This is a genomic window from Flavobacterium sp. YO12 (genome assembly GCF_004119495.1).
Taxonomy (GTDB): domain Bacteria; phylum Bacteroidota; class Bacteroidia; order Flavobacteriales; family Flavobacteriaceae; genus Flavobacterium.
This window is the reverse complement of sequence record NZ_NRQU01000066.1, coordinates 1-23,525: the sequence shown is the minus strand read 5'-3', so window position 1 is coordinate 23,525 and position 23,525 is coordinate 1. Positions and strand designations below refer to the sequence as shown.

Sequence of the window (23,525 nt, the reverse complement as noted above, 5' to 3'; positions counted from 1 at the left end):
TTTTTTATCATTTATTTAGAAAGATTATGCATCTCCATGTAAAAACGCTTGTCTGTTTAACAAGGTTTCTTCGTCTTCTACATGATTATCATCTGGTACACAACAATCAACAGGACACACAGCAGCACATTGAGGTTCATCATGAAAACCTTTACATTCTGTACATTTTCCTGGAACAATATAATAGATCTCGTCAGAAATTGGAGTTTGTGCATCTTCTGCATCAACTTCAGTTCCGTCTGGTAAAATTACTTTTCCTGAAAGACTAGTTCCGTCTTTGTATCTCCAATCATCAGCTCCTTCATAAATTGCTGTATTTGGGCATTCTGGTTCGCAAGCCCCACAATTAATACATTCGTCTGTTATAATTATTGCCATTTTATTCTTGATTTCGAGTTAAAAGTTATCAGATTTCCATTAAAAATGTCAAACATTTTATTCGGCTTTGCCTTATAACTTAATATAGCTTATTTTTGTGCAAAATTACAATCAAAACCTTTCATATACAAACATTATGACATTAGAAACAAAAAAAAGTGTTTTTGTTGAATTAGGAAAATTTTTAAGTCAGTTTTCTGAAAAGGAATCCGTGAAAAAATCTGACGTTTTACACAATGAAACTTTTTTTAATGATTTTGAAAAACTAATAACATTATCACAATCTCACAATGGCTGGTATACTCCTGAACAGGTTTTCTTTGCCATAAAATCATGGGCAGATGCTTTAACGGAAGAAAACATTGAAAAATGGCTTTCTAATTACTCGTCTGAGTTTGCTCAAAACGATAAAAAAGAAAAAACTGTTGCCTTAATTCTAGCCGGGAATATACCGTTAGTTGGTTTTCATGATTTTTTATCTGTTATAATAACTGGAAACAGAGCTTTAATAAAAACGTCATCTAATGATCAGCATTTATTGCCTTTTTTGACCAAATATTTAATTGCTGTTGATGAAAATTTAAAAGATAAAATCACTTTCGTTGAAGGAAAATTAGAAAATTTTGATGCTGTAATTGCTACAGGAAGCAACAATACGGCACGATATTTTGAATATTATTTTAAAGATAAACCATCAATTATCAGAAAAAATAGAAATTCGGCTGCGATACTAAACGGAAAAGAAACTCATGAAGAATTAGAAGCTCTTGGTGAAGATATTTTTAGATATTTTGGTTTAGGATGCCGCAATGTTTCTAAGCTTTTTGTACCAAAAGGCTATTCATTTGATGCTTTCTTTCAAGCTGTTTTTAAATATCAGGATGTTATTCATTACGAAAAATACGCTAACAATTACGATTACAACAAAGCGGTTTTTTTAATGAGTAATTTTAAACTGCTCGACAATGGATTTTTGACTCTTAAAGAAGATTCTAATTATGCCTCTCCTATTTCGAGTGTTTTTTATGAATATTATGAAGATCTTGAAAGTTTACAAACTCGTCTTGAAGCAGACGAAGAGCAAATACAATGTATTGTAAGCAATAATTTGATTAAAAACAGTACTGCATTTGGTCAAAGTCAGAATCCGCAATTGTGGGATTATGCAGATAACGTTGATACTATAACGTTTTTGTTAACAACAAAGTAATAAAATGTTCAAATATTTCGAATAATTTATCGCTTTTTCAGCTCCTATTGCCGAAATTTGCGTCTTTAAAATTTCGACTATTAACAACAACCATGAAAAAACACAACTACAGCGCAGGACCAAGTATTTTACCTCAGGAAGTTTTTGAGAAGGCATCAAAAGCAGTTTTAAATTTTAATGATTCAGGATTATCGATTCTTGAAATTTCACACCGAAGCAAAGATTTCGTTGCTGTAATGGATGAAGCTCGTTCGCTTGCTTTAGAATTATTAGGACTTCAAGGAAAAGGATATCAAGCCTTATTTTTGCAAGGTGGTGCAAGTACAGCATTCTTAATGGCTCCTTACAACTTGATGAAAGAAAATGGAAAAGCGGCTTATTTAGATTCAGGAACTTGGGCGGCAGCAGCTATTAAAGAAGCTAAGTTTTTTGGAGAAACTGTTATCGTAGGATCTTCGAAAGAAGAAAATTACAATCATATTCCAAAAGGATACGAAATACCATCTGATGCAGATTATTTTCACTGCACAAGTAATAATACCATTTTTGGAACTCAAATGAAAGACTTTCCAGCAACTAATGTTCCTGTTGTCTGCGATATGAGTTCTGATATTTTTTCACGTCAATTAGATTTCTCAAAATTTGATTTAATTTATGCTGGAGCTCAAAAAAACATGGGACCTGCAGGAACTACATTGGTAGTAATTAAAGAAGAAATTTTAGAAAAAAACGGAAGAACAATTCCTAGTATGTTAGATTACGCTAAACATATTAAAGCAGAAAGTATGTACAATACTCCGCCTGTTTTTGCAGTATATGTTTCGTTATTAACTTTACAATGGATTAAAGAAAAAGGCGGAATTGCAGCTGTTGAGAAATTAAACGATGCAAAAGCGGCTTTACTTTATGCTGAAATCGACAGAAACCCATTATTCAAAGGTGCGGCTGCTGTAGAGGATCGTTCTAATATGAATGTAACTTTCTTATTGAACAATGCTGATCATACTGCAATATTTGATGCTTTATGGAAAGAAGCAGGAATTTCTGGATTGCCAGGACACCGTTCTGTTGGCGGTTACAGAGCTTCTATTTACAATGCTATGCCAATTGAAAGCGTTCAGGTTTTAGTTGATGTAATGAAAGCATTAGAATCTAAGGTTTAATTTTTTTTCGGTTAATCGTTAATTTGTTTAACTGTTTAATCGTCAAAAAAAACTTCCTTTAAAATATCAAAAAAGAAAAATCAAATAGCTGGTTTGTCGATTAAACAATTTAACGATTAACCAAATAAACAATAAACACACAATGAAAGTATTAGCTAACGACGGAATTTCTAAAAGTGGAATTCTAGCCTTAGAAAAAGGTGGTTTTGAAGTTATAACTACAAAAGTAGCACAAGAACAAGTAGCAAATTTTGTAAACGAAAATAATGTTGACGTAGTTTTAGTTCGTTCTGCAACTAAAGTTCGTAAAGATATTATCGACGCTTGCCCTGGACTAAAAATTATTGGACGCGGCGGAGTTGGTATGGATAATATTGATGTTGACTATGCAAAAAGCAAAGGAATTCATGTAATTAATACTCCAGCTTCATCATCAGAATCTGTTGCTGAATTGGTATTTGGACACTTATTTTCTGGTGTTCGTTTCTTACATGATTCTAACAGAAATATGCCTCTTGAAGGAGATTCAAACTTTGACGGTTTGAAAAAAGCTTATGCTAACGGAACTGAATTAAGAGGTAAAACTCTTGGTATTGTTGGTATTGGACGTATTGGTCAAGCTACTGCAAAAATGGCGCTTGGTTTAGGTATGAAAGTTATCGCTGCTGACAGCTTTATTCCGCAAGTTGATGTAAAAGTGGAGTTTTTTGACGGACAATCTATCACAACTACAATCGTTTCTCAATCATTAGAATCTTTATTCAAAGAAGCTGATTTCATTACATTACACGTTCCTGCTCAAAATGGTTATATCATTGGAGAAAAAGAACTTGAAATCATGAAAGACGGCGTTGGAATTGTAAACTGTGCTCGTGGCGGGGTTATCGATGAAGTAGCTTTAGTAAAAGCTTTAGATTCAGGAAAAGTTGCTTTTGCTGGTTTAGATGTTTTCGAAAGCGAACCAAAACCAGAAATGGCAATTTTAATGCATTCTAAAATTTCTCTTACACCGCACATTGGTGCTGCAACAGGAGAAGCACAAGACAGAATTGGTACTGAATTAGCTTCGCAAATTATTACTTTATTGAGCTAATTAATTATATCTAAATTATTTAGAAGGGATTTATTAACATCGTTTAATAGATCCCTTTCTTTTTTTGATTAAATTTGAGTTCTAATCTAAACTCTTTAAATCATGTTTGAACAATTAACTCAATTAGTACAGCAATACGGAGGTAACGCTGTTGTTAACAATACAGCTATCCCAAACGAACACAATGAAGCAGTAATAAGCGAAACAAGTACTTCGATATTTGCAGGACTTCAAAAAATTGCATCTGAAGGCGGTGGTGAGCAGCTAGCAGGTTTATTTAACGGAAGTTCTCCAATAGACAGTTCGAATCCTGTAGTACAGCAAATCTCGCAGCAATTAACTGGAAGCTTGGGCGAAAAATTTGGTTTAAGCAGTGCAGATTCTTCTGGTGTAGCTTCAAACATGATTCCACAAATCTTAAATTCGCTGGTTAATAAAGCAAAAGATCCAAACGACAGCAGTTTTCAAATTACAGATATTATCAATTCAATTTCTGGAAACAGCGGACAGGCTTCAAATATCATGGACACTATTTCTAAATACGGAATGCAGTTTGGTTTAGACCAAAATAACGACGGAAAAGTTGATATTGCTGATGCTGCAGCTTTAACCAAAAGTGGCGGATTAGGTGGTTTACTAGGAAAATTATTTGGAAAATAAACAAGTCTTTTAGTTCCAAATTTATAAAGGAACGCAGGCTTAAAATATAAATTGCAAAAGCTGTTTTACTAAAAGTAAAACAGCTTTTTTTATAAAAAACACCTCTAAACTTTTACAGTTTTGAACTTCTGAACCTCTTATACAAAAGTTAAATAGCAAGCTCTTCTGCTGATTTATTCGTAAATTTAGATTTGAATTTCAAATACTATGAAAAAATATATTTCCATATTCGTTTTTATTCTAACTATAGTTGCGTGTTCTACAGCCTCAAAAAATGTTGCTATTACCGATAATCCTATTAAGAAAGGAAACGATACTGTTAGAATTGCAAATGATTCGTTAGAATATGAAGTTATAATAATAGATAACGGTTTTAATACTTGGCTTGCTTCTAGAGCTTATCCGCGAAATTATTATTCTTTAACGTACCTAGAAAATAAGAATTATTTGTATGTAACCGAATGGAACAACAGAGCTATGCAGCCACAACGTTACAATCCAAATTTATACGAAATGACGATCGATTACCGACGAGATATACATTATGGTTACGAAGTAAATTACCTGATCTACAATTATATGATTTATTTTCAAAATACTTACAAACAAAAGCTTTGGGGTTATGTCCCATCAAGATAATATAGTATATTTGTAATCATTACAAATAGCAATGAATAGATTAAAGAAACGTTGGGGAATAACCTCAAATCTACAAGCCATTATTATACTTATAGTTTTTGCCATTACAGGATCGGCATCTGCTTGGCTCTCTAAACCTTTTTGTATTTGGTTAGGCATTACCAAAGAGGATTTTGGTATTTGGTTTACCTTAATTCGTCTTATTATTATTTTTCCAATTTATCAAGTTTTATTGGTTGGTATTGGAACCATTTTTGGGCAGTTTAAATTCTTTTGGAACTTCGAAAAGAAAATGCTTAAAAACATGGGACTAGGATTCTTGTTTAAAGACTAAATTTTCATACGTTCTTTCGAAAAGAAATACGTATAAATCCAAGTAAGTGTAAAAGAAGGAATAATGTCTGTAAACGGAATTATTTCTTCAATAAAAGTCAAAACTCCAGCTACTTTTCCAATACGTCCTTTATACATTCTGCTCATAATAAGAGCCGCAATTGGCGCCCAAATAACATCTGAAAACTCGCCGATTAGAGGAATTGAAAATGAAATCATACCAATTCCATCCAAAATTAAACCAATTATTAATTTTGACATTCTGTTGTCTTCTACAACTGTTGTTTCTTCTATTTCCATCATATTCACCTTTATTTTTTTCTAACTACTGCAAATAATGCACCAAAATTTCCGTCAGTTTGAATCCACTTTTCCGAAGGCACATAAGCTCTAGATACAAAACCGTCTAAATACAAGGCATTCCTGCATCCCAGGCTTTTAAAATACGATGCAAAATCATAAAAATTTATTTCCTTTTTAGACAGTACAAAAACTACATTCCCATTTGGCAGAATTCCAACACCGTTTCTAATATTCAAGTTAGAAGAACCTTCTTTAAATTCGGGATGTATTTTTCCATCAATAACCAGCATAGGACCTGATTGCGTGGCATACTTTACTTTTGCATTATTTTGAAACTGCTCCGTTTTACAAATTACAGGTACATTTCCTGTTGTTATGTAAAATACTCCGTTAGGTTTTAAATAAAAATTTCCAACATCGTTTGTTGTATCTAATGCTGCTAATACTTTTTGTTTCTCGATGTAAAGTCCTTGAGGCGAATTTTCTTTATTATACATTCCCGCATTCATCGCAAAATCTAAAACCAGATTTTGTTTTTCAATCCAGTCTTTTAAATTTTGAATGCTTTTAAATTTTTCGCCATTCTCATTTTTCCAAAATAATCTCAAATCTTGCTTTTTAGCATCGAATGTATATACTACAAAAGAATTTTTATCATAAACTTTTGCACTTATAAAAATAATCAATATTGCCGCCGTAAGCAGAAATAGCTTTAATTTCATGTTCAATAAAACCTTCATAAAAACCATATAAAATTTCATCACTAATTTATGTTGTTTTTCTCACAAACAAACTATTTACTGCATTAAAAATGTTATTCATAAAATTCTGTTACAACCCATTTTTATATCGACAGATTCTTTGTTTCTTTGTAAAAACAGTTTCACTACATGATACACGCAAAAAACATACATAAATTCTACGATAAACTTGAAGTTTTAAAGGGAGTTGATTTACATATTAAAAAAGGCGAAATTGTTTCGATCGTTGGAGCTTCTGGTGCAGGAAAAACAACTTTATTACAAATTTTAGGAACTTTAGATAAACCAGACAGTAATCCTGATTCATCATTAACCATTAATGGCGAAAATGTTTTGAAACTGCAAGATGTTGAAACTGATAATTCAAAAGAAGAAAGAAAATTTAAGATCATTACTTGGGCAAGTTCGATTTACATCATACTCCTGGCTGTTTTTTTACTGTTTTTCAGAACTAAAATCTTCGACGAAATAGTACGATTAATTACAATTGGCGCTTTATTTTTACCAATAGTTTTAATGCTTGTTTATTATACAAGATATTTCAAAAAGAAAAGCAAAAAGGACAAAATACTATCCGATTTTAGAAATTTGAATCTTGGATTTATTTTTCAGTTTCATCAATTATTACCAGAATTCACTGCTTTAGAAAACGTTTGTATTCCCGCTTTTATGGCTAACAAACCAAAAGCTGAAACAGAAAAGGAAGCTAAAAGAATCTTAGAATATCTTGGTTTATCACACAGAATCAATCACAAACCAAACGAACTTTCGGGCGGAGAGCAACAGCGTGTTGCGGTTGCAAGAGCTTTAATCAATAAACCAGATGTTATTTTTGCCGATGAACCTTCTGGAAATCTCGACACACATTCGGCAGAAAATTTACATCAATTGTTTTTTCAACTTCGTGACGAATTTGGGCAGACTTTCGTAATCGTAACTCACAACGAAGAATTAGCGAATATGGCTGATAGAAAATTAATTATGGTCGACGGCCAAATTAGTAATTAGGTTTCCTAATTATTTGAATATTTCATTTGAACATGAACCAAAAAGAACTTAAAGAATTTCTTGACGAAAAAGTCATTCAATATAACAATCAGGATTTTATTGAAAGTGATCCCGTTCAGATTCCCCATTTATTTACTCAAAAAGAAGATATTGAGATTGCAGGTTTTCTGAGCGCTTCAATTGCTTGGGGAAATCGCAAAATGATTATCAAAAATTCGCATAAAATGATGGAATTAATGGGTAACACACCTTACGATTTCGTCATGTCACATTCTGAAGATAATTTAGCCTATTTAGAAACTTTTGTGCACCGCACTTTCAACGGAAAAGATTTTGGCGGATTCATTAAAGGTTTACAACATATTTATAAAAACCATAACGGACTTGAAGCTGTATTTGCCAAAAATCAGGAAAAAGGCAGTTTGCAAAAAAGTATAAGCGAGTTCAAAAAAATATTTTTCGAAATCGATCATTTACCACGAACACAAAAACATATTTCAGATCCGCTGAATAATTCGGCAGCAAAACGAATTAATATGTATTTACGCTGGATGGTTCGCCAAGACACAAAAGGTGTCGATTTAGGAATCTGGAAATCTATTTCCCCATCCGTATTATCTTGTCCACTTGACGTTCATTCAGGAAATGTAGCCAGAAAACTAGGTATTTTAGAGCGAAAACAAAACGATGGTAAAGCACTTGCTCAATTAGATCAAAAATTACGCGAAATGGATGCTCAAGATCCTGTAAAATACGATTTTGCTTTGTTTGGCTTAGGTGTTTTTGAAGGGTTTTAAGTTCCTTAAATTCGTTATCAAACTGAGTGATCCTGAAACTTCAGGCAATTGTAAAATGCTCCAGCGGAGCAAAATATCTATAGCAATTATACACACCGTGATTTCAAGCTCCAGAGGAGCGAAATATGTATTGTTTAAAAATATATCGCTCCTCTGGAGCTTTTTGTGAATGGAAATAAACTGCGCTACAAATATTCAGTTCCGCTGGAGCTTTCACTGCAAATAAAAAATTAGTGGATAACTGATATTTAATCAAAAATTACAAAATCGACAAAAAACCATCATTTTAACGTACATTTGCACAAAATTTAATGCAAATGAGCACTTTCGAAAAATTCAATCTTCCAAAATCTTTACAAAAAGCAATCGACGAACTGGGATTTGTTACGCCAACTCCTATTCAGGAAAAATCTTTCTCTGTAATCATGTCTGGACGCGATATGATGGGAATTGCACAAACCGGTACTGGTAAAACATTTGCCTATTTACTGCCTCTTTTAAAATTATACAAATTTACAAATACCAATACTCCAAAAATTGTTGTACTTGTTCCAACTCGTGAATTAGTCGTTCAAGTTGTTGAAGAAGTTGAAAAACTGACTAAATATATGTCGGTTAAAACACTGGGAATTTATGGAGGTGTAAACATCAATACACAAAAAAAAGCTGTTTACGAAGGTGTTGATATTCTAGTTGGAACTCCTGGACGTACAATGGATTTAGCTTTAGACGCTGTTGTTCGTTTTGATGACACTCAAAAATTAGTAATTGATGAGTTTGACGAAATGCTTAACTTAGGTTTTCGTACGCAATTAACTGCGCTTTTGGCAATGATGAAAGCAAAACGCCAAAACATCTTATTCTCTGCTACAATGACAGATGAAGTAGATGATATTTTGAATGATTATTTTGATTTTCCAGAAGAGGTTACGCTTGCAGCATCTGGAACACCACTTGAAAAAATTACTCAAATTACTTATAACGTTCCAAATTTCAACACAAAAGTAAATCTTCTAAAACATTTGCTTCAAACTGATGAAAGCATGGATCGTGTTTTAGTTTTCGTAAACAATAAAAAGATCTCGGATATGCTTCATACCCGAATTGAAGAAGATTTTGACGGACAATTTGGTGTAATTCACTCTAATAAATCTCAAAATTACCGTTTGAGTACAATGGCTGAATTTCAAGAAGGAAATCTTCGCGGTTTGATTACTACAGATATTATGGCGAGAGGTTTAGATATTTCTGATATTTCTCACGTTATTAACTTTGAACTTCCAGAATTACCAGAATTATATATGCACAGAATTGGTCGTACAGGTCGTGCTGATGCAACTGGAACTGCAATTAGTTTTGTAACTCCTAGAGAGGAAGAATTTAAAATTGAAGTCGAAGTTTTAATGAACCAAGAACTTGAAATCACTGATTTCCCTGAAGAAGTTGAAATTTCATCAAAACTAATTGAACCTGAAAAAGACAAGCAGCCTATTAAGTTTTTAATGAAAAAAGTAAAACTTGAAGGTGACGGAGCTTTTCACGAAAAATCTAAAAAGAATAAAAAAGTTAATCTTGGCGGTCCTTCAAAAACAAAAAGAAAACGCACGGTTCTGTCAATCGAAATATGTTGAAAACGAGAGATAAGAAGAGAAAAGATAGTAACAAATAGCTTTTTATTAGTCACAGAGGTTCAAAGAAACAAAGTGGCAAAGCAAAAAAGGTTTAAAGAAAATTAAATTTTACTTTTAAACCTTTTTTTATTAATTCAAGCTTTGTACCTCTGAACCTTTGTCTCTTTGAATCTTTAAAAAAACTATATCTTAGTAAAAACCAGCCCAACAGGCGAACACAATTGCATTCTTCTTCCTGTATCCGTAATTTTTCCAGTTGCGATATCTCTTTTAAAAATAACAATATCATTGGTGTACTGATGTCCTACTAACAAGTAATTTCCAGTTGGATCAATTGCAAAATCTCTCGGTCCTTTTCCTAAAGTACTTTGCTGTTCTACTAATTCTATACTTCCATTTTTTAGAATTTTATAAACTGAAATTGCATTAACATCTACACGATCAGAAACGTATAAAAAATTTCCATCAGGCGAAATCTTTATCGCTGCAGCACCTGTACCTCCTTTAAAACCTTTTGGCAAAATACTAGTTTCAGTAATTACTTTTAAACTTCCTGTTTTGCTGTCATAACTAAACGTTGTCAATGTTCCGTCTAATTCCTGAACCAGATAAACAAATTTACCATCTTTACTAAAAGTCAAATGTCTTGGGCCGCTTGCAGGTTTTACATCTACACTTCCTTTTAATGTTAATATTTCGTTTTTAGCAATTGGATTGTATTTATAAATAAAAACTTTATCCAAACCTAAATCATTCGCCAATACAAACTTTTTATCTGGCGAAAAACAAACCATATGCACATGTGCTTTTTCTTGACGAGCTGCATTTGGTCCTTTTCCTTGATGCTGAACTAATTGTTGTCCCTCAGAAATACTACCATCAGCATTTTTCTTAAAAACAGCGATGCTTCCACCAGAATAATTTGCTATAATCACATTTTTATCATCATTAATCAAATGACAGGGATCTGCTCCTAAAGCATCATTTTTATTCAAAAAAGTAACCTTTCCTAAAGCTGAATCATAACTAAAAGCACTTACAGCACTTTGATCTCCGTTTTCATTTACAGCATAAATAAACTTATTATCTGCTGAGACTGACAAATAGCTTGGGCTGACTACATTTTCTGAAGAGCCTTTTAATTTAAACTCTCCCGAATCAGCATTAAATTCATAAACGTAAATTCCGTTACTTGGGCAGGTATTCGTATAAGTTCCTACTAATAAATTAAATTTATTTTGAGCCTTAGCAGCTGTAAATACTAAAGCTGAAAATAACACTAGATATATTTTTTTCATACTTAATTTTTTGAATACGCTAAAATACGCATTTATATCATTTTTGTCATTACAAATAGAGCCTTAAAAGTTACATTTTTCAAAAAGGATTTCCACTATATATGTCATATAACTTCATTTTAAAATGCTTTAAATACTTTTTACTTATAATCTCTATATGAACTTATATGGTTCAATTAAAAAATTTGTATTTTTGACCAGCATCTTCGCGAAAAACAAAACGTAGTGAAGTAAATCGAAGCCAGAATGCATTTTAAACATCCCGAAATTCTATACTTCCTTTTTTTATTGATCGTTCCAATTTTGGTTCATTTATTTCAATTACGACGTTTTAAAACCTCTTATTTCACCAATGTTCGTTTCTTAAAAGAACTTGCCATTCAAACTCGTAAAAGTTCGAAAATCAAAAAACGACTATTACTGGCAACTCGCCTTTTATTACTTACATGTATTATTACAGCCTTTGCGCAGCCTTTTTTTGAAGCCAAAGACAGTAAAAATGCTTCAAATGAAATGTATATTATTCTAGATAATTCGTTTAGTATGCAGGCAAAAGGAAAAAAAGGAGAATTGTTAAAACGTGCTGTTCAGGAATTATTAGAAAATACGCCTGAAACTGCACAATTTTCATTGCTGACAAACACCGAAAATTATTGGAATACCGATATTAAATCGGCTAAAAGTGCTTTACAAAATTTAAAATACAGCGCAACTCCATTTGAACTTTCGTCGATTATGGCAAAAATAAAAGCACATAAATCAGCACATAAAAAGGATATTGTAATTATTTCTGATGCTGTTGGCTTGACGGAAAATGACATAAAAAACATTGATCCCGAAGAAAAACCTTATTTCATTGTTCCTGAAGCAGAACAAAAAAATAATGTTTCTATTGACAGCGTTTACATCAATCAGACATTAGAAAATTTTTACGAAATAACGGTTGACTTATCTGGTTATGGAGAAGATTTTAAGCCTATTTCGACTTCTTTATACAATCAAAACAAATTAATTGCTAAAACAATTATCAATTTTGATGCGAAGAAAAAGAAAATCAACTTTACCATTCCAAAAGAAGCTTTTCATGGTTATGCTTCTATTGAAGACAATGGTTTAACGTATGACAACAAACTGTTTTTCAGCATTTCTAAAAACAAAAAAACTAACGTAATCAGCATCGGAGAACCTGAAAAAAGTAATTTCTTATCAAGAATTTACACTTCTGCCGAATTCAATTATAATAATTATGCAATTGGTTCTCTCGACTATAATAGTTTAGAAAAGCAAAATACAATCATCTTAAACGAATTAGTTGAAATTCCGCAAGCCTTGCAAACCACTTTAAAGGCTTTTGTTTCTAAAGGCGGGAATTTAGTTGTAATTCCTTCTGAAAAAAGTTCAATTTCAAATTTAAATTCGTTTTTAGGAAATTTTGGAAAAGTTCAATTTAATACGCTAAAAGCGCAAAATAAATTAATTACCAAAATCAATTTTGATCATCCTTTGTTTTCAGGTGTTTTTGAGAATAAAATCACAAATTTTCAATATCCAAAAACAAGCAATTCATTTGATATTTCAAGTCCTTATCCAGCCGTTTTATCTTATGAAGATCAAACTGCATTTGTAACAGCAATTCAAAATCAAGTTTCTGGAATTACCGTTTTTTCGGCACCAATAAATACAACAAATTCAAACTTTCAGCAATCACCATTGATTGTTCCGTTATTTTATAAAATGGGACAAAATAATCAGAAAACAGGAGTCAACGCCTTGACTATTGGTAACAATCAACCTTATTTCGTAGATGTTTTATTAAGTAAAGATGCAATTCTAGAAGTAAAAGGAACTGACGATTCTTTCATTCCGATTCAGCAGATACTAAACAATAAAGTAAAACTTACTTTTAATGATTTTCCTGAAACAGCTGGAAATTACAGCATTTTTGACAAAAAAGAATGGGTTGAAAATTTAAGTTTTAATTACAAACGATCAGAAAGTGATTTAAGCCAGGTAAATACCAATGTCGTTTCTAACTTTAAAACTGCAGATACAATTTCGACCATATTTAATACCTTACAAACTGAGCGCACAGACAGCCAAATTTGGAAATGGTTTGTTATCTTTGCACTGTTATTTTTAGCATTAGAAATGGCGATTATAAAATTCGTGAAGTAATTTTTTTAGCATGTTTGTCATTTCGACGAAGGAGAAATCACACAAGCTGCGAACATACTGCACAGAAAATTGGATGCGATTTCTCCTTCGTCGAAATGACAAAAGTTGAATCTGTAAATAAAAAAATAAATTTCTCTACATATGAAAATAATCATCAAAAGCGCCAAAATTATCGACTCAAAAAGTCCGTTTCATAACCAGACTGTTGATCTTTTAATTGCAGATGGTTTAATAGAAAAAATAGGCGTTTCACTTCCAAATGATAATGCAACAGAGGTAAAATTCGATAATCTTCATGTTTCTCAAGGATGGTTTGACAGCAGTGTTTCGCTTGGAGAACCAGGTTATGAAGATCGAGAAACTATCGCAAACGGACTAAACGTTGCGGCAAAAAGCGGTTTTACAGCAATTGCTCTGCAACCAAACTCCTTCCCTATTATTGACAATCAGTCTCAGGTAAATTTTGTAAAAAATAAAGCAAATGGTTTTGCAACAGAAATTTTCCCAATTGGAGCTTTAACAAAAGCCAGTGAAGGAAAAGATATGGCAGAGTTGTTTGATATGAAAAAAGCCGGTGCTGTGGCTTTTGGAGATTACAACAAAAGCATTGATAATGCCAATCTATTAAAAATTGCTTTGCAATACGTTCAGGATTTTGACGGTTTAGTAATTACATATTCGCAAGACCCAAACATAAAAGGAAACGGCGTTGCAAACGAAGGAATTGTTTCGACTCGTTTAGGATTAAAAGGGATTCCTGATTTAGCTGAAGAACTTCAAATATCTCGAAACTTATTTTTGCTGGAATATGCAGGCGGAAAACTTCATATTCCAACAATTTCTACAGCGAAGTCAGTTCAATTAATTAGAGAAGCTAAAGCAAAAGGTTTGAATGTAACTGCAAGTGCATCTGTGCATCATTTGGTTTTAACAGATGAAAAACTAGATGGTTTTGACACTCGTTTTAAAGTTACTCCGCCTTTACGCACTGAAGTTGACAGACAGGCTTTACTTAACGGAATTGCTGACGGAACTATCGATATGATTACTTCTGACCACAATCCGATTGATATCGAATTCAAGAAAATGGAATTTGATACGGCAAAAAATGGAACTATTGGTTTAGAAAGTGCTTTTGGAGCTTTATTGACTGTTTTACCTTTAGAAACTGTAGTTTCAAAACTAACTTCTGGAAGAACTGTTTTTGGACTTAAAAATAATACAATTGCCGAAGGTTCTAAAGCAAACTTAACGTTCTTTACTCCAGAAGGAAAATCGACTTTTACTAAAGAAAATATCCTTTCAAAATCTAAAAATTCTGCCTTTTTAGGAACTGAAATTAAAGGTTCTGTGTACGGAATTTTAAATCAAAATCAACTTGTTACAAAATAATACAATGAACAATACAATTGAAGAAGGAAAATCTATCGCTATTACCAGTTATATTTTAATTATTGGCGTTTTGATAGCGATGTCTATGAATTCTGAAAACAAAAACAGCTTTGCTTCTTTTCATATCCGTCAAGCTTTAGGATTATCACTTACTTTTATTTCTTTCGGAGCAATTATCAGCAATTTTGACAGCTTTTTTATCACTTTTCCAATGTGGATCTGCATTTCAATTCTTTGGACTTTTGGCATTTTTAATGCGATACAAGGACAGACAAAGCCTATTCCGTTAGTGGGAGAACTTTTTCAAAAATGGTTTAAATCTATCGGTTAACTTAAATTTTTTTAAAAAAAATCCGTTGAAATCAGCGTTTTCGCTTTAGCGAATCTGTTTTATCAGCGTATAAAATTTGAACACGGATGACGCAGATTTGCAAGCAAAAACGCTGATTTCAACAGATTTTTTATAGTAACATCACCAACAAACTTTGTCAAAGTTGAAAACTGAAAACCTAGACTGAGACTGAGAACTAACAATTCACAATTAAAAAATGAATCTATCTTTAGAATATAAAATAAGAGAACCAAAAGTTATTTTAGACAAAAACCCTCTTTTACTTTTATTACATGGTTACGGCAGCAACGAAGCCGACTTATTTTCGTTTGCAACTGAACTTCCTGATAATTATTATATCATTTCGGCAAGAGCGCCTTATGATTTACAATATGGTGCTTACGCTTGGTACGCTATTAATTTTGATGCTGACCAAAATAAATTTTCAGATAATGAACAAGCTAAAACTTCAAGAGATATAATTGCCAATTTTATTGACGAATTAGTTGCCAATTATCCTATTGACCCTAATAATGTGACTTTAATTGGCTTTAGCCAAGGTTCAATTTTAAGTTATGCAACGGCACTTTCTTATCCTGAAAAAATTCAAAGAGTTGTGGCGATGAGCGGTTATTTTAATGAAGAAATCATCAAAGATGGTTTTGAGAAAAACGACTTTAAAAACCTAAAAATATTCGCTTCACACGGAACTGTAGATCAAGTTATTCCGATTGAATGGGCTAGAAAAACTCCAGCGATTTTAGACAAACTAAATATTCCAGTCACTTATAAAGAATATCCTGTTGGTCATGGTGTTGCGCCACAGAATTTCTTCGATTTTAAGAATTGGCTTTCGGTATAAAAGAAAAAAGTGAGATGTAGAATGGTAATACCAAAATACATCTCACTTTTTTCTTTACTCTTTATTTTTTTTCTTATTGTCCTGTATAAACAATCTTTCCAGCTTTTTTCAGAACGTAACCTTTCCACGGAATTAGCTCTAGATCATCTTTCTTCCAAGAATCGCCTTCGGATTTTCTTTCTAAAATGATAGATTCTTTTTGAGTATCAAGAAAAAGTTCTGCTTTGTTTCCATCAAAAATAACATATGAAGCTGTGGTGTATGTTTTTCCATCTTCTGCATGATTTAATCTTGTACCTTCAAAAATTCGGATACATTCTTTTTTTAATGTTGACCAAGTGTAGCCGGCAGAAGCTTTGCATCCGTGAGAATCAGAATCTCCACCTACAACTGTTTCTTTTTCTGTCTCTTTAGAAGTTACTTTATCCTGAGAAACCTTTTTTTGCACAAGAAAATGTTCCGGCAATAATCAAAAACAAAAATATTTTTTTCATAATCCTATTAAATTTAAATTGATAAAAAAACTGGATAACACAATCCTATTTTTGATACAACCAAGTTTGGTTTACTTCAAAGGTAATATTATCATCATTATCAACAAAGTATTTTAACAAGACTTCCCCCCATAATTCGCCATTACTGTAATCAGCAATAATCCAACGGTGGTTTAAAATCTTTACTTTATTGATAATAAATTTGTTTGGCCCTATTTGATCTTGCCCTGTATATGGATTCCCTTTTGGGTTTGCATTAAAATCTAATAATTTCTCAGTTACAACTGGAATCAATTTTTCAAATAAAATTACTTTTCCTCCAGAAGCACTGTTATCAAAGTAATTTTGGGCATTTTCATTATGTTCAAGAGAAAAATAATTTGCATCAGCCAATTGCGTTTTTACCAATTGAATACTGTCTCTTAGCTTTTTAGTCGTTTTATCATATCTTTCCTGCCCGAATTTCACTTCGCTGCTATAAAACATATACGTAAAAACATTCATTAATATCGCAAGGATAAAAAGATAAAGCATTAGGGATTTTTTCATTTTTATGGAATAATTAAATTGTAATTTCTAAGTTATCGTAAGCCAGAAAAACATTTTCTGGAAGTTGTTTCTGCACTTCTTCGTGAAAACCTAAAACATGGCTGATATGTGTTAAATAAGCCTTTTCTGGTTTTACAAGATTAATAAAATCAAGTGCTTCTTGTAAGTTAAAATGTGTATCGTGAGGTTCAACACGCAAAGCATTCACAACTAAAACTTTCAATCCTTTAAGCTTTTCGACTTCGGCAGTTTCAATTGTTTTTACATCTGTCAAATAGGCAAAATCATCGATTCTATATCCAAAAACCTGCAAATCACCGTGCATTACATTTATCGGAATCGCCATTTTATCACCAACCGCAAAAGGTTTGTCATTTTCGACTTCGATCGTTTTTACGCTTGGAGCGCCTGGATATTTATTTACCGTTTCGAAAACATAATCAAAACGGCGTCTTAAATTACCTAATACACGCTCATGTCCGTAAATAGGAATTTCGCCCTGTCTAAAATTAAACGGACGAATATCATCTAAACCTGCAGTATGATCTGCGTGTTCGTGCGTAAATAAAATAGCGTCAAGTTTACGGCATCCGCAGGAAAGCATTTGCTGTCTGAAATCAGGACCGCAATCGATTACAAATGAGTGCTCGTTCCAAGTAATCCAAATGGATACGCGGAGCCTTTTGTCCTTAGCATCAGTGCTTTTGCAAACAGGATGATCCACTCCGATAATCGGAATGCCTTGAGAAGTACCAGTACCTAAAAAATAGACCTTCAATTGAACTTAATTTTTTTACAAAAATAGGATTATTTCTCTTTCATTAGAAGCCTAATTTACTAACTTTGTAACAAATCTATTTAAAATAAAATGGGTACAGAAATAAAACTCAAAGGTGACAAGGTCATCGAACAGATTCCCTCTATAAAAGACAAAGCTTTACGCATTAATTTAAACGAAAACATTTACGGAACATTTGCAGAAATTGGCGCTGGACAAGAGACAGTTAGACATTTTTTCAGATCCGGAGGTTCTTCAGGAACTATTGCAAAAGCTATGTCTGCCTATGACAAAGATTTTAGTGATGCTATTTACGGAATTGAAACTGACGGCCGTTACGTAACCGAAGAACGTTTAAAAAAGATGTTAACTCTCGAAGGACAAATCATCGAAGAGCGTTTAAGCAGAGAAAAACATCCCACAAAACTTTTCTTTAGTTATGCCAATACAGTTGCAACTATAGATTTTGCCAAACAATTTAAAGGACACGGCTGGGTAGGAATTAGATACCAAATTGAACCAGACGAAGCTTATAACGAAATTATTCTTCACATTCGTTTTAGAGAAACTGACGCTAGACTACAACAAGAAACACTTGGAATTTTAGGTGTAAACTTAATTTACGGTGCTTTTTACAAATATAATGATCCAAAACGTTTACTTAGATATCTATACGATCACTTAGACAAAGATCAATTAGAAATCGATACGATCAATTTCTCTGGACCTCGTTTTGCTGATGTTGACAATCGTTTGATGAGTTTACAATTGGTTAAAAACGGAATGACGGATGCGGTTATGTTTAATCCTGAAGGAAAAAACATTTTGCCTGCTGCCATTTTGTACAAAAAGAATCTTTTAGCTTTAAGAGGAAGTTTTCGCCCGGTTACAAAGGTAAACATGGACATGTACGAGAAATCGTTGAAGATGTTTCTTGAAGAAAACAAGGTTGAAAAAGATAATACATTAGTTATTTTCGAAATTACACTTTCGAATTTACGTTCTGACGGTGAAATCGACGAACGTGACTTTATGGACAGAGCTGAATTACTTTGCTCACTTGGTCAAACGGTAATGATTTCGAATTTCCAAGAATACTATAAAGTAGTTGAATATTTTGCTAACTATACTAAAGCTCGTATGGGATTAGCAATGGGTGTAAATAACCTTGTCGATATTTTTGACGAGAAGTATTACAGACACTTAAGCGGTGGAATTCTAGAGGCTTTTGGAAAATTATTCTACAGAGACATGAAAGTTTTCCTTTATCCAATGCTGGATGAAAATGGAGAATTAATGAATTCAACTAATTTAAAAGTACATCCAAGAATGAAAGAACTTTACAAGTTCTTCAAATTCAACGGAAAAGTGGTTGATATTACAGATTATGACCCGCACAACTTAGAGGTTTTTTCTCGCGAGATTTTAAAAATGATCAATCAAGGCAAAAAAGGATGGGAACATATGCTTCCACCGGGTATTGCAGAAATTATAAAAGAACATCACTTGTTTGGATATCATCCTCAAACGGAATTAGAACAAAATGCTTAATTAAAAAGTCCCTTATTGGGACTTTTTTTTTGTTTCATCAGGTTCTGTACCGTGTAAAATTTTACCGCAAAGCACGCTAAGTTTTTCTCGGTGTGGTTTTGAAAAACGCAAGGTTCGCAAAGCTGATTATTGATAAAGCTTTACGAACCTTGCGTTTTTTTTTAAGCTTGCATATAAAAAACTTAGCGTGCTTTGCGGTAAATTTTTCTTCTGTTCGAAAGAACATAATACTTGAAACAAAAACTACTTCAATATCTGCGCAGCGTGTTCTTTTGTTTTTACTTTTTCGATTACTTCTTCAATAATTCCCTTTTCATTAATTACAAAAGTTGTTCTGTGAATTCCATCGTATTCTCTTCCCATGAACTTTTTTGGTCCCCAAACTCCAAATGCATTGATTACTGATTTATCTTCATCTGCTAACAACGGAAAAGGAAATTCGTATTTATCTTTAAATTTTAATTGTGCTTTCTGACTATCTGCACTCACGCCCAAAAGTTCGTAATTATTCGCTTTAAAGCGTTCAAAATTATCTCTCAAATCACAAGCTTCAGCCGTACAACCAGGTGTACTTGCTTTTGGATAAAAGAAAACTACTATTTTTTTTCCAGCATAATCTGCTAGTTTATGTGACTTCCCATCTTGATCTATTCCTGAAAAACTTGGTGCCTTATCGCCGGCTTTTAATGTTGTCATATCTTTTTATTTTAAATTTTAGATTTCAGATTATTGATTAAACAAAGATAATCACAACTCTTAACTCATAACTTATAATTCATTATTTTTACGTTCTTAAAAATAAGGAAATGAATAAAGAAGCTCGTGTGCAATTTGTTATAAACACTTTAAAAGAACTCTACCCTACCATACCTGTACCGCTTGATCATAAAGATCCTTATACACTGCTCATTGCTGTATTACTTTCAGCACAATGTACTGATGTTCGCGTTAATCAAATTACTCCTCTTTTGTTTGCAAAAGCTGATAATCCCTATGACATGGTGAAAATGTCTGTAGAGGAAATTAAAGAAATTATTCGACCATGCGGTTTATCTCCAATGAAATCTAAAGGAATTCATGGTTTGTCTGAAATTTTAATTGAAAAACACAATGGAGAGGTTCCGCAAAGTTTTGAAGCATTAGAAGAATTACCAGCTGTAGGTCATAAAACAGCAAGTGTTGTAATGTCTCAAGCTTTTGGAGTTCCCGCTTTCCCTGTAGACACACATATACATAGATTGATGTACAGATGGAATCTTTCGAATGGAAAGAATGTAACTCAGACTGAAAAAGACGCTAAACGATTATTTCCTAAAGAAATATGGAATGATCTGCACTTACAGATTATTTGGTACGGACGTGAATATTCGCCTGCTCGAGGCTGGAGTTTAGAGAAAGATATTATCACGAGAACGGTTGGAAAAAAATCGATTATTGAAGAAATGACAAAAGTGACAAAATAGAAAAAAGGCACAAAGTTTAAAACCTTTGTGCCTTTTATATTTTTATTTCTTTATACCTTAAAAACTACATACTGCCTTTTAACGCATTATATTCTTTTGTCATATCAAGCGATCTATAAACTCCTAAAAGTGTTTTTGTAGCTTCTGAATTTTTTGGTTCAATAGTAAGCACTTTCTTTAGATACGGAATCGCACTGCGGGTTACATCATCTTTTACAGCACTCAATTTATCATATTTCTTCATTTCTGCAGGCGTTGTTCCTAAAGATGAAATTTCATCGGCTAAATCTTTTTTCTGCTGTAATTTTAAGTACGCTAAATTTATATAAGCATCAATGTAATTTGGGTTCAACTCTAGAACATAATTATAAATCATTTCTGCTTTAGAATACTCTTTCTTTTCTAGATAAGAATAAGCTAGATTATTATTAATCTCAATCTTTTTTGAAGGAACTGATTCTGTTCTTGGCTTTTCATATACTCCTTGCTGAATAGCGGCTTCTCGGGCTTTAGGTGAAACAAACATGTCTTCTTCTTTTGTTTTCTTGTTTGTTGCGTAGTACAAAACTCCTTTTCCGGAAAAATTGATTTTTTTGAGCTGCTCATAATATCGTATTGCCGAATCAAAATCTCTTGCATTTACAGATGAAGATGCGGCATTAAACAAGTTCAATGTATCTTTTTTATCAAACAAATAAACTTTATAACTTTTCTCTGCGCTTTCTTTAAATTTGCCTGCATTAAAATCGGTCATTGCGCCATTGACCAAATTAGATTTCATCTCTTTTAGCGCCAAATTTGCTTTAATAGTAAATTTAAATTTACCTGATTCATTTTCGTATAAAAATACATCCTGATAAGCTTGTGATGCCAATGTAAAATTATTGGCTGCATCAATGTTTTTTCCTGCTAAATCTTTTAATACATTTCCTTTTAAAAAGTAATAATCAGATTTATCCTCATCAGAAGCATTAAGTATAAGATATTCTGTTTTATTTAAAATTGCCAAAGCTTCCGGACTTTTTCCCTTGTCATACAAGGACTGTGCTTCTTTGATTTTATCTTTTTGAGCAAATGCTCCAATTGTTACCAATAGAAGAGTTGATAACAGAATTAGTTTTCTTTTCATTTTTGGTTAGTTTTGGTTGGTTGTTAAATAGACTTAATGGCTGTTTAGTAAAAGAATGAGCATCAAAAAAAAAGACGCTAAAACTTTTATTTAATATGCTCTGGCACGCACATTAAAAAACAAAAAACTCTTTTCCATCAAAAGAATAGTAGAAACCAACAATGATCCCTGCTATTATCTATCTGACTTACAACAAACAAAACAACGAAGTGTAATTTTTTTCCATAGATTATCGGTGATTTGGGTTAAACGTTTTTCTTAAATATTAACATTTCTAGATAAAAATGAGTTTCTACACTTTAATAATAAAAACTTCATATTTTAATACTATCAATGAAATAAATAATACTTTTTAACTAAACTAAAATTAAATCTCGAACAAATAAAGAAAACCTGATTAAAATATGAAAATTTAACAATACAGAATAAAACTATACAAAAAATCTGATATTGTTTGTATAGTAAAAAAGGCTGAGATTCCTTTTTTTGCCATTTAAAATTAAAAATCATCAGATTGATGCGGTCAATTACCAGTGAGTTTAGTAAAATAAAAAACTCACTATCTGTATTTAAATACAAATAGTGAGCTTTCAACCAAAACGACCATTTGGTTTTCTTTCGAAATAAACATCCGACTGGGCAAGCGGGCTGTTTAATTTGCTATAATTTCAAAACTTTTATTTTCAATTTTCACAACAGTTAAAGCTTGTGAATAATTCAACAAAAAAGAAACTACTTCTTTTTTAGGTTTTAAATCTTTAGCAGCTACTGCTTTTTTTGAGTAAATTTTCGCCATACCAATAAAATGTTTTATACTAGTATAACGAGCTTATATTCAAAATAGTATTAGTTGGTCAAAATAATTTGATGTTTGTCGATAATTTTTCTCAAATTCATCAATGCATAACGCATTCTTCCTAATGCAGTATTAATACTTACATCTGTTAACTCAGAGATTTCTTTAAAACTCATATCCTGATACATTCTCATTACCAAAACTTCTTTTTGATCGTCTGGCAGCTCTTCGATTAATCTTTTTAAATCAACTTCAACTTGATCTAAAATCATTTTACTTTCAATGTTTAGCGAATCATCAGACATAATTGAGAAAATCGAAAACTCTTCGGTTTCTCTATACATTGGCATTTTCTTGGTTTTGCGAAAATGATCCACAATTAAGTTGTGTGATATACGCATAACCCAAGGCAAAAACTTACCTTCTTCATTATATGAATTGCTTTTTAAAGTTTTGATAACTTTAATAAATGTGTCTTGAAAAATATCGTTTGAAATATCTCTATCAGCAATCTTTGAATATATAAAACCATATATCTTAGATTCGTGTCTTTTTATCAATGTCGCAAGGGCACTTTCGCTGCCTTCGACATAATTTTTCACTAATAGAGCGTCTGGAATATGCAGATCAGCCATAATACTTACTTTTTAGGTTCTATAATTTTGGAGTAAATTTTCTAAAAAGTATTTTATGTATAGGCGTATCTTTTTTATAATGTTAATATTGTGACC

At 32.2% G+C, this 23,525-nt stretch carries 24 protein-coding genes and 3 pseudogenes; 16 read left to right on the top strand and 11 right to left on the bottom strand.

What is annotated here, in order from left to right:
* Nucleotides 1–24: 24 nt before the first annotated feature.
* The gene (locus BOW55_RS17475) at nt 25–378 is read right to left on the bottom strand and encodes a 4Fe-4S dicluster domain-containing protein (protein WP_089056634.1); all 354 of its coding nucleotides are present in this window, start codon (nt 376–378) and stop codon (nt 25–27) included.
* 136 nt (nt 379–514) lie between these two features.
* On the opposite strand from BOW55_RS17475, the gene BOW55_RS17470 reads away from it, so the two are divergent.
* The 6 genes from BOW55_RS17470 to BOW55_RS17445 all read left to right on the top strand — a co-directional run bounded on the left by BOW55_RS17470 (nt 515) and on the right by BOW55_RS17445 (nt 5,477).
* Nucleotides 515–1,588 carry an acyl-CoA reductase gene (locus BOW55_RS17470; RefSeq protein ID WP_129025351.1) on the top strand — a complete coding sequence of 358 codons (1,074 nt, stop codon included), beginning with the start codon at nt 515–517 and terminating at the stop codon, nt 1,586–1,588.
* Between the two features lie 92 nt (nt 1,589–1,680).
* Entirely contained in the window at nt 1,681–2,751 is a 1,071-nt protein-coding gene (gene serC / locus BOW55_RS17465; protein ID WP_129025349.1) for a 3-phosphoserine/phosphohydroxythreonine transaminase, read from the top strand.
* Nucleotides 2,752–2,893: 142 nt separating this feature from the next.
* On the top strand, nt 2,894–3,844 hold the full coding sequence (locus tag BOW55_RS17460; RefSeq protein WP_089052428.1) for a D-2-hydroxyacid dehydrogenase: 951 nt from the start codon (nt 2,894–2,896) through the stop codon (nt 3,842–3,844).
* Nucleotides 3,845–3,946: 102 nt separating this feature from the next.
* On the top strand, nt 3,947–4,504 hold the full coding sequence (locus tag BOW55_RS17455) for a DUF937 domain-containing protein (RefSeq protein WP_129025348.1): 558 nt from the start codon (nt 3,947–3,949) through the stop codon (nt 4,502–4,504).
* 207 nt (nt 4,505–4,711) lie between these two features.
* Nucleotides 4,712–5,143 (top strand): DUF6146 family protein, encoded by a 432-nt coding sequence (locus BOW55_RS17450; protein ID WP_129025346.1) that lies wholly within the window; start codon nt 4,712–4,714, stop codon nt 5,141–5,143.
* 31 nt (nt 5,144–5,174) lie between these two features.
* A complete protein-coding gene (locus BOW55_RS17445) occupies nt 5,175–5,477 on the top strand; it encodes a DUF6787 family protein (RefSeq protein ID WP_129025344.1) in 303 nt (100 codons plus the stop codon).
* Here the strand turns inward: BOW55_RS17445 and BOW55_RS17440 are convergent.
* Nucleotides 5,474–5,776: a hypothetical protein gene (locus BOW55_RS17440; RefSeq protein ID WP_164975060.1), complete on the bottom strand. Its 303-nt coding sequence runs from the start codon at nt 5,774–5,776 to the stop codon at nt 5,474–5,476. The genes BOW55_RS17445 and BOW55_RS17440 overlap by 4 nt on opposite strands.
* Nucleotides 5,777–5,787: 11 nt before the next feature.
* Complete coding sequence (locus BOW55_RS17435; protein WP_129025342.1) at nt 5,788–6,501, bottom strand: phosphodiester glycosidase family protein; 714 nt, start codon at nt 6,499–6,501, stop codon at nt 5,788–5,790.
* Between the two features lie 168 nt (nt 6,502–6,669).
* Here BOW55_RS17435 and BOW55_RS21615 point away from each other — a divergent pair.
* The 4 genes and pseudogenes from BOW55_RS21615 to BOW55_RS17420 all read left to right on the top strand — a co-directional run.
* Nucleotides 6,670–6,894, top strand: a pseudogene (locus BOW55_RS21615) (ATP-binding cassette domain-containing protein); the annotation flags it as partial.
* A 204-nt stretch (nt 6,895–7,098) separates the two neighbouring features.
* Nucleotides 7,099–7,548 (top strand): annotated as a pseudogene (locus BOW55_RS21610) (ABC transporter ATP-binding protein); the annotation flags it as partial.
* 32 nt (nt 7,549–7,580) lie between these two features.
* The gene (locus BOW55_RS17425) at nt 7,581–8,345 is read left to right on the top strand and encodes a TIGR02757 family protein (RefSeq protein WP_129025338.1); all 765 of its coding nucleotides are present in this window, start codon (nt 7,581–7,583) and stop codon (nt 8,343–8,345) included.
* 317 nt (nt 8,346–8,662) lie between these two features.
* Nucleotides 8,663–10,014 (top strand): annotated as a pseudogene (locus BOW55_RS17420) (DEAD/DEAH box helicase).
* 144 nt (nt 10,015–10,158) lie between these two features.
* Here BOW55_RS17420 and BOW55_RS17415 read toward each other — a convergent pair.
* The gene (locus BOW55_RS17415; protein ID WP_129025334.1) at nt 10,159–11,274 is read right to left on the bottom strand and encodes a lactonase family protein; all 1,116 of its coding nucleotides are present in this window, start codon (nt 11,272–11,274) and stop codon (nt 10,159–10,161) included.
* Nucleotides 11,275–11,520: 246 nt separating this feature from the next.
* On the opposite strand from BOW55_RS17415, the gene BOW55_RS17410 reads away from it, so the two are divergent.
* The 4 genes from BOW55_RS17410 (at nt 11,521) to BOW55_RS17395 (ending at nt 16,034) form a co-directional block, all read left to right on the top strand.
* Nucleotides 11,521–13,449, top strand: coding sequence for a BatA and WFA domain-containing protein (locus tag BOW55_RS17410; RefSeq protein ID WP_129025332.1), 1,929 nt, complete (start codon nt 11,521–11,523; stop codon nt 13,447–13,449).
* A gap of 141 nt (nt 13,450–13,590) precedes the next feature.
* Nucleotides 13,591–14,841, top strand: coding sequence for a dihydroorotase family protein (locus BOW55_RS17405; RefSeq protein ID WP_129025330.1), 1,251 nt, complete (start codon nt 13,591–13,593; stop codon nt 14,839–14,841).
* Nucleotides 14,842–14,845: 4 nt separating this feature from the next.
* Nucleotides 14,846–15,172 (top strand): hypothetical protein, encoded by a 327-nt coding sequence (locus tag BOW55_RS17400; RefSeq protein ID WP_099720305.1) that lies wholly within the window; start codon nt 14,846–14,848, stop codon nt 15,170–15,172.
* A 217-nt stretch (nt 15,173–15,389) separates the two neighbouring features.
* A complete protein-coding gene (locus BOW55_RS17395; protein WP_129025328.1) occupies nt 15,390–16,034 on the top strand; it encodes an alpha/beta hydrolase in 645 nt (214 codons plus the stop codon).
* A 73-nt stretch (nt 16,035–16,107) separates the two neighbouring features.
* On the opposite strand, the gene BOW55_RS17390 is transcribed toward BOW55_RS17395, so the two are convergent.
* From BOW55_RS17390 to BOW55_RS17380, 3 genes are all read right to left on the bottom strand, one after another.
* The gene (locus BOW55_RS17390) at nt 16,108–16,482 is read right to left on the bottom strand and encodes a hypothetical protein (protein WP_164975059.1); all 375 of its coding nucleotides are present in this window, start codon (nt 16,480–16,482) and stop codon (nt 16,108–16,110) included.
* A gap of 91 nt (nt 16,483–16,573) precedes the next feature.
* Nucleotides 16,574–17,077, bottom strand: a complete 504-nt coding sequence (locus tag BOW55_RS17385; RefSeq protein WP_089052439.1) for a hypothetical protein — start codon at nt 17,075–17,077, stop codon at nt 16,574–16,576.
* Between the two features lie 13 nt (nt 17,078–17,090).
* The gene (locus BOW55_RS17380) at nt 17,091–17,855 is read right to left on the bottom strand and encodes an MBL fold metallo-hydrolase (RefSeq protein ID WP_129025326.1); all 765 of its coding nucleotides are present in this window, start codon (nt 17,853–17,855) and stop codon (nt 17,091–17,093) included.
* A gap of 90 nt (nt 17,856–17,945) precedes the next feature.
* Between BOW55_RS17380 and BOW55_RS17375 the strand changes: the two genes are divergently transcribed.
* Nucleotides 17,946–19,406 carry a TonB-dependent receptor gene (locus tag BOW55_RS17375; RefSeq protein ID WP_089052441.1) on the top strand — a complete coding sequence of 487 codons (1,461 nt, stop codon included), beginning with the start codon at nt 17,946–17,948 and terminating at the stop codon, nt 19,404–19,406.
* 243 nt (nt 19,407–19,649) lie between these two features.
* On the opposite strand, the gene bcp is transcribed toward BOW55_RS17375, so the two are convergent.
* Nucleotides 19,650–20,102: a thioredoxin-dependent thiol peroxidase gene (gene bcp, locus BOW55_RS17370; protein WP_129025324.1), complete on the bottom strand. Its 453-nt coding sequence runs from the start codon at nt 20,100–20,102 to the stop codon at nt 19,650–19,652.
* Nucleotides 20,103–20,212: 110 nt separating this feature from the next.
* Here bcp and nth point away from each other — a divergent pair, with 110 nt between their 5' ends.
* On the top strand, nt 20,213–20,869 hold the full coding sequence (gene nth, locus BOW55_RS17365; protein WP_089055073.1) for an endonuclease III: 657 nt from the start codon (nt 20,213–20,215) through the stop codon (nt 20,867–20,869).
* Between the two features lie 64 nt (nt 20,870–20,933).
* Here the strand turns inward: nth and BOW55_RS17360 are convergent, their stop codons facing one another.
* The 3 genes from BOW55_RS17360 to BOW55_RS17355 form a co-directional block, all read right to left on the bottom strand.
* Nucleotides 20,934–21,998, bottom strand: a complete 1,065-nt coding sequence (locus BOW55_RS17360; protein WP_129025322.1) for a tetratricopeptide repeat protein — start codon at nt 21,996–21,998, stop codon at nt 20,934–20,936.
* Nucleotides 21,999–22,650: 652 nt separating this feature from the next.
* Entirely contained in the window at nt 22,651–22,794 is a 144-nt protein-coding gene (locus tag BOW55_RS20880; RefSeq protein ID WP_164975058.1) for a hypothetical protein, read from the bottom strand.
* Nucleotides 22,795–22,844: 50 nt separating this feature from the next.
* The gene (locus BOW55_RS17355) at nt 22,845–23,429 is read right to left on the bottom strand and encodes an RNA polymerase sigma factor (RefSeq protein ID WP_129025320.1); all 585 of its coding nucleotides are present in this window, start codon (nt 23,427–23,429) and stop codon (nt 22,845–22,847) included.
* Between the last annotated feature and the right edge of the window lie 96 nt (nt 23,430–23,525).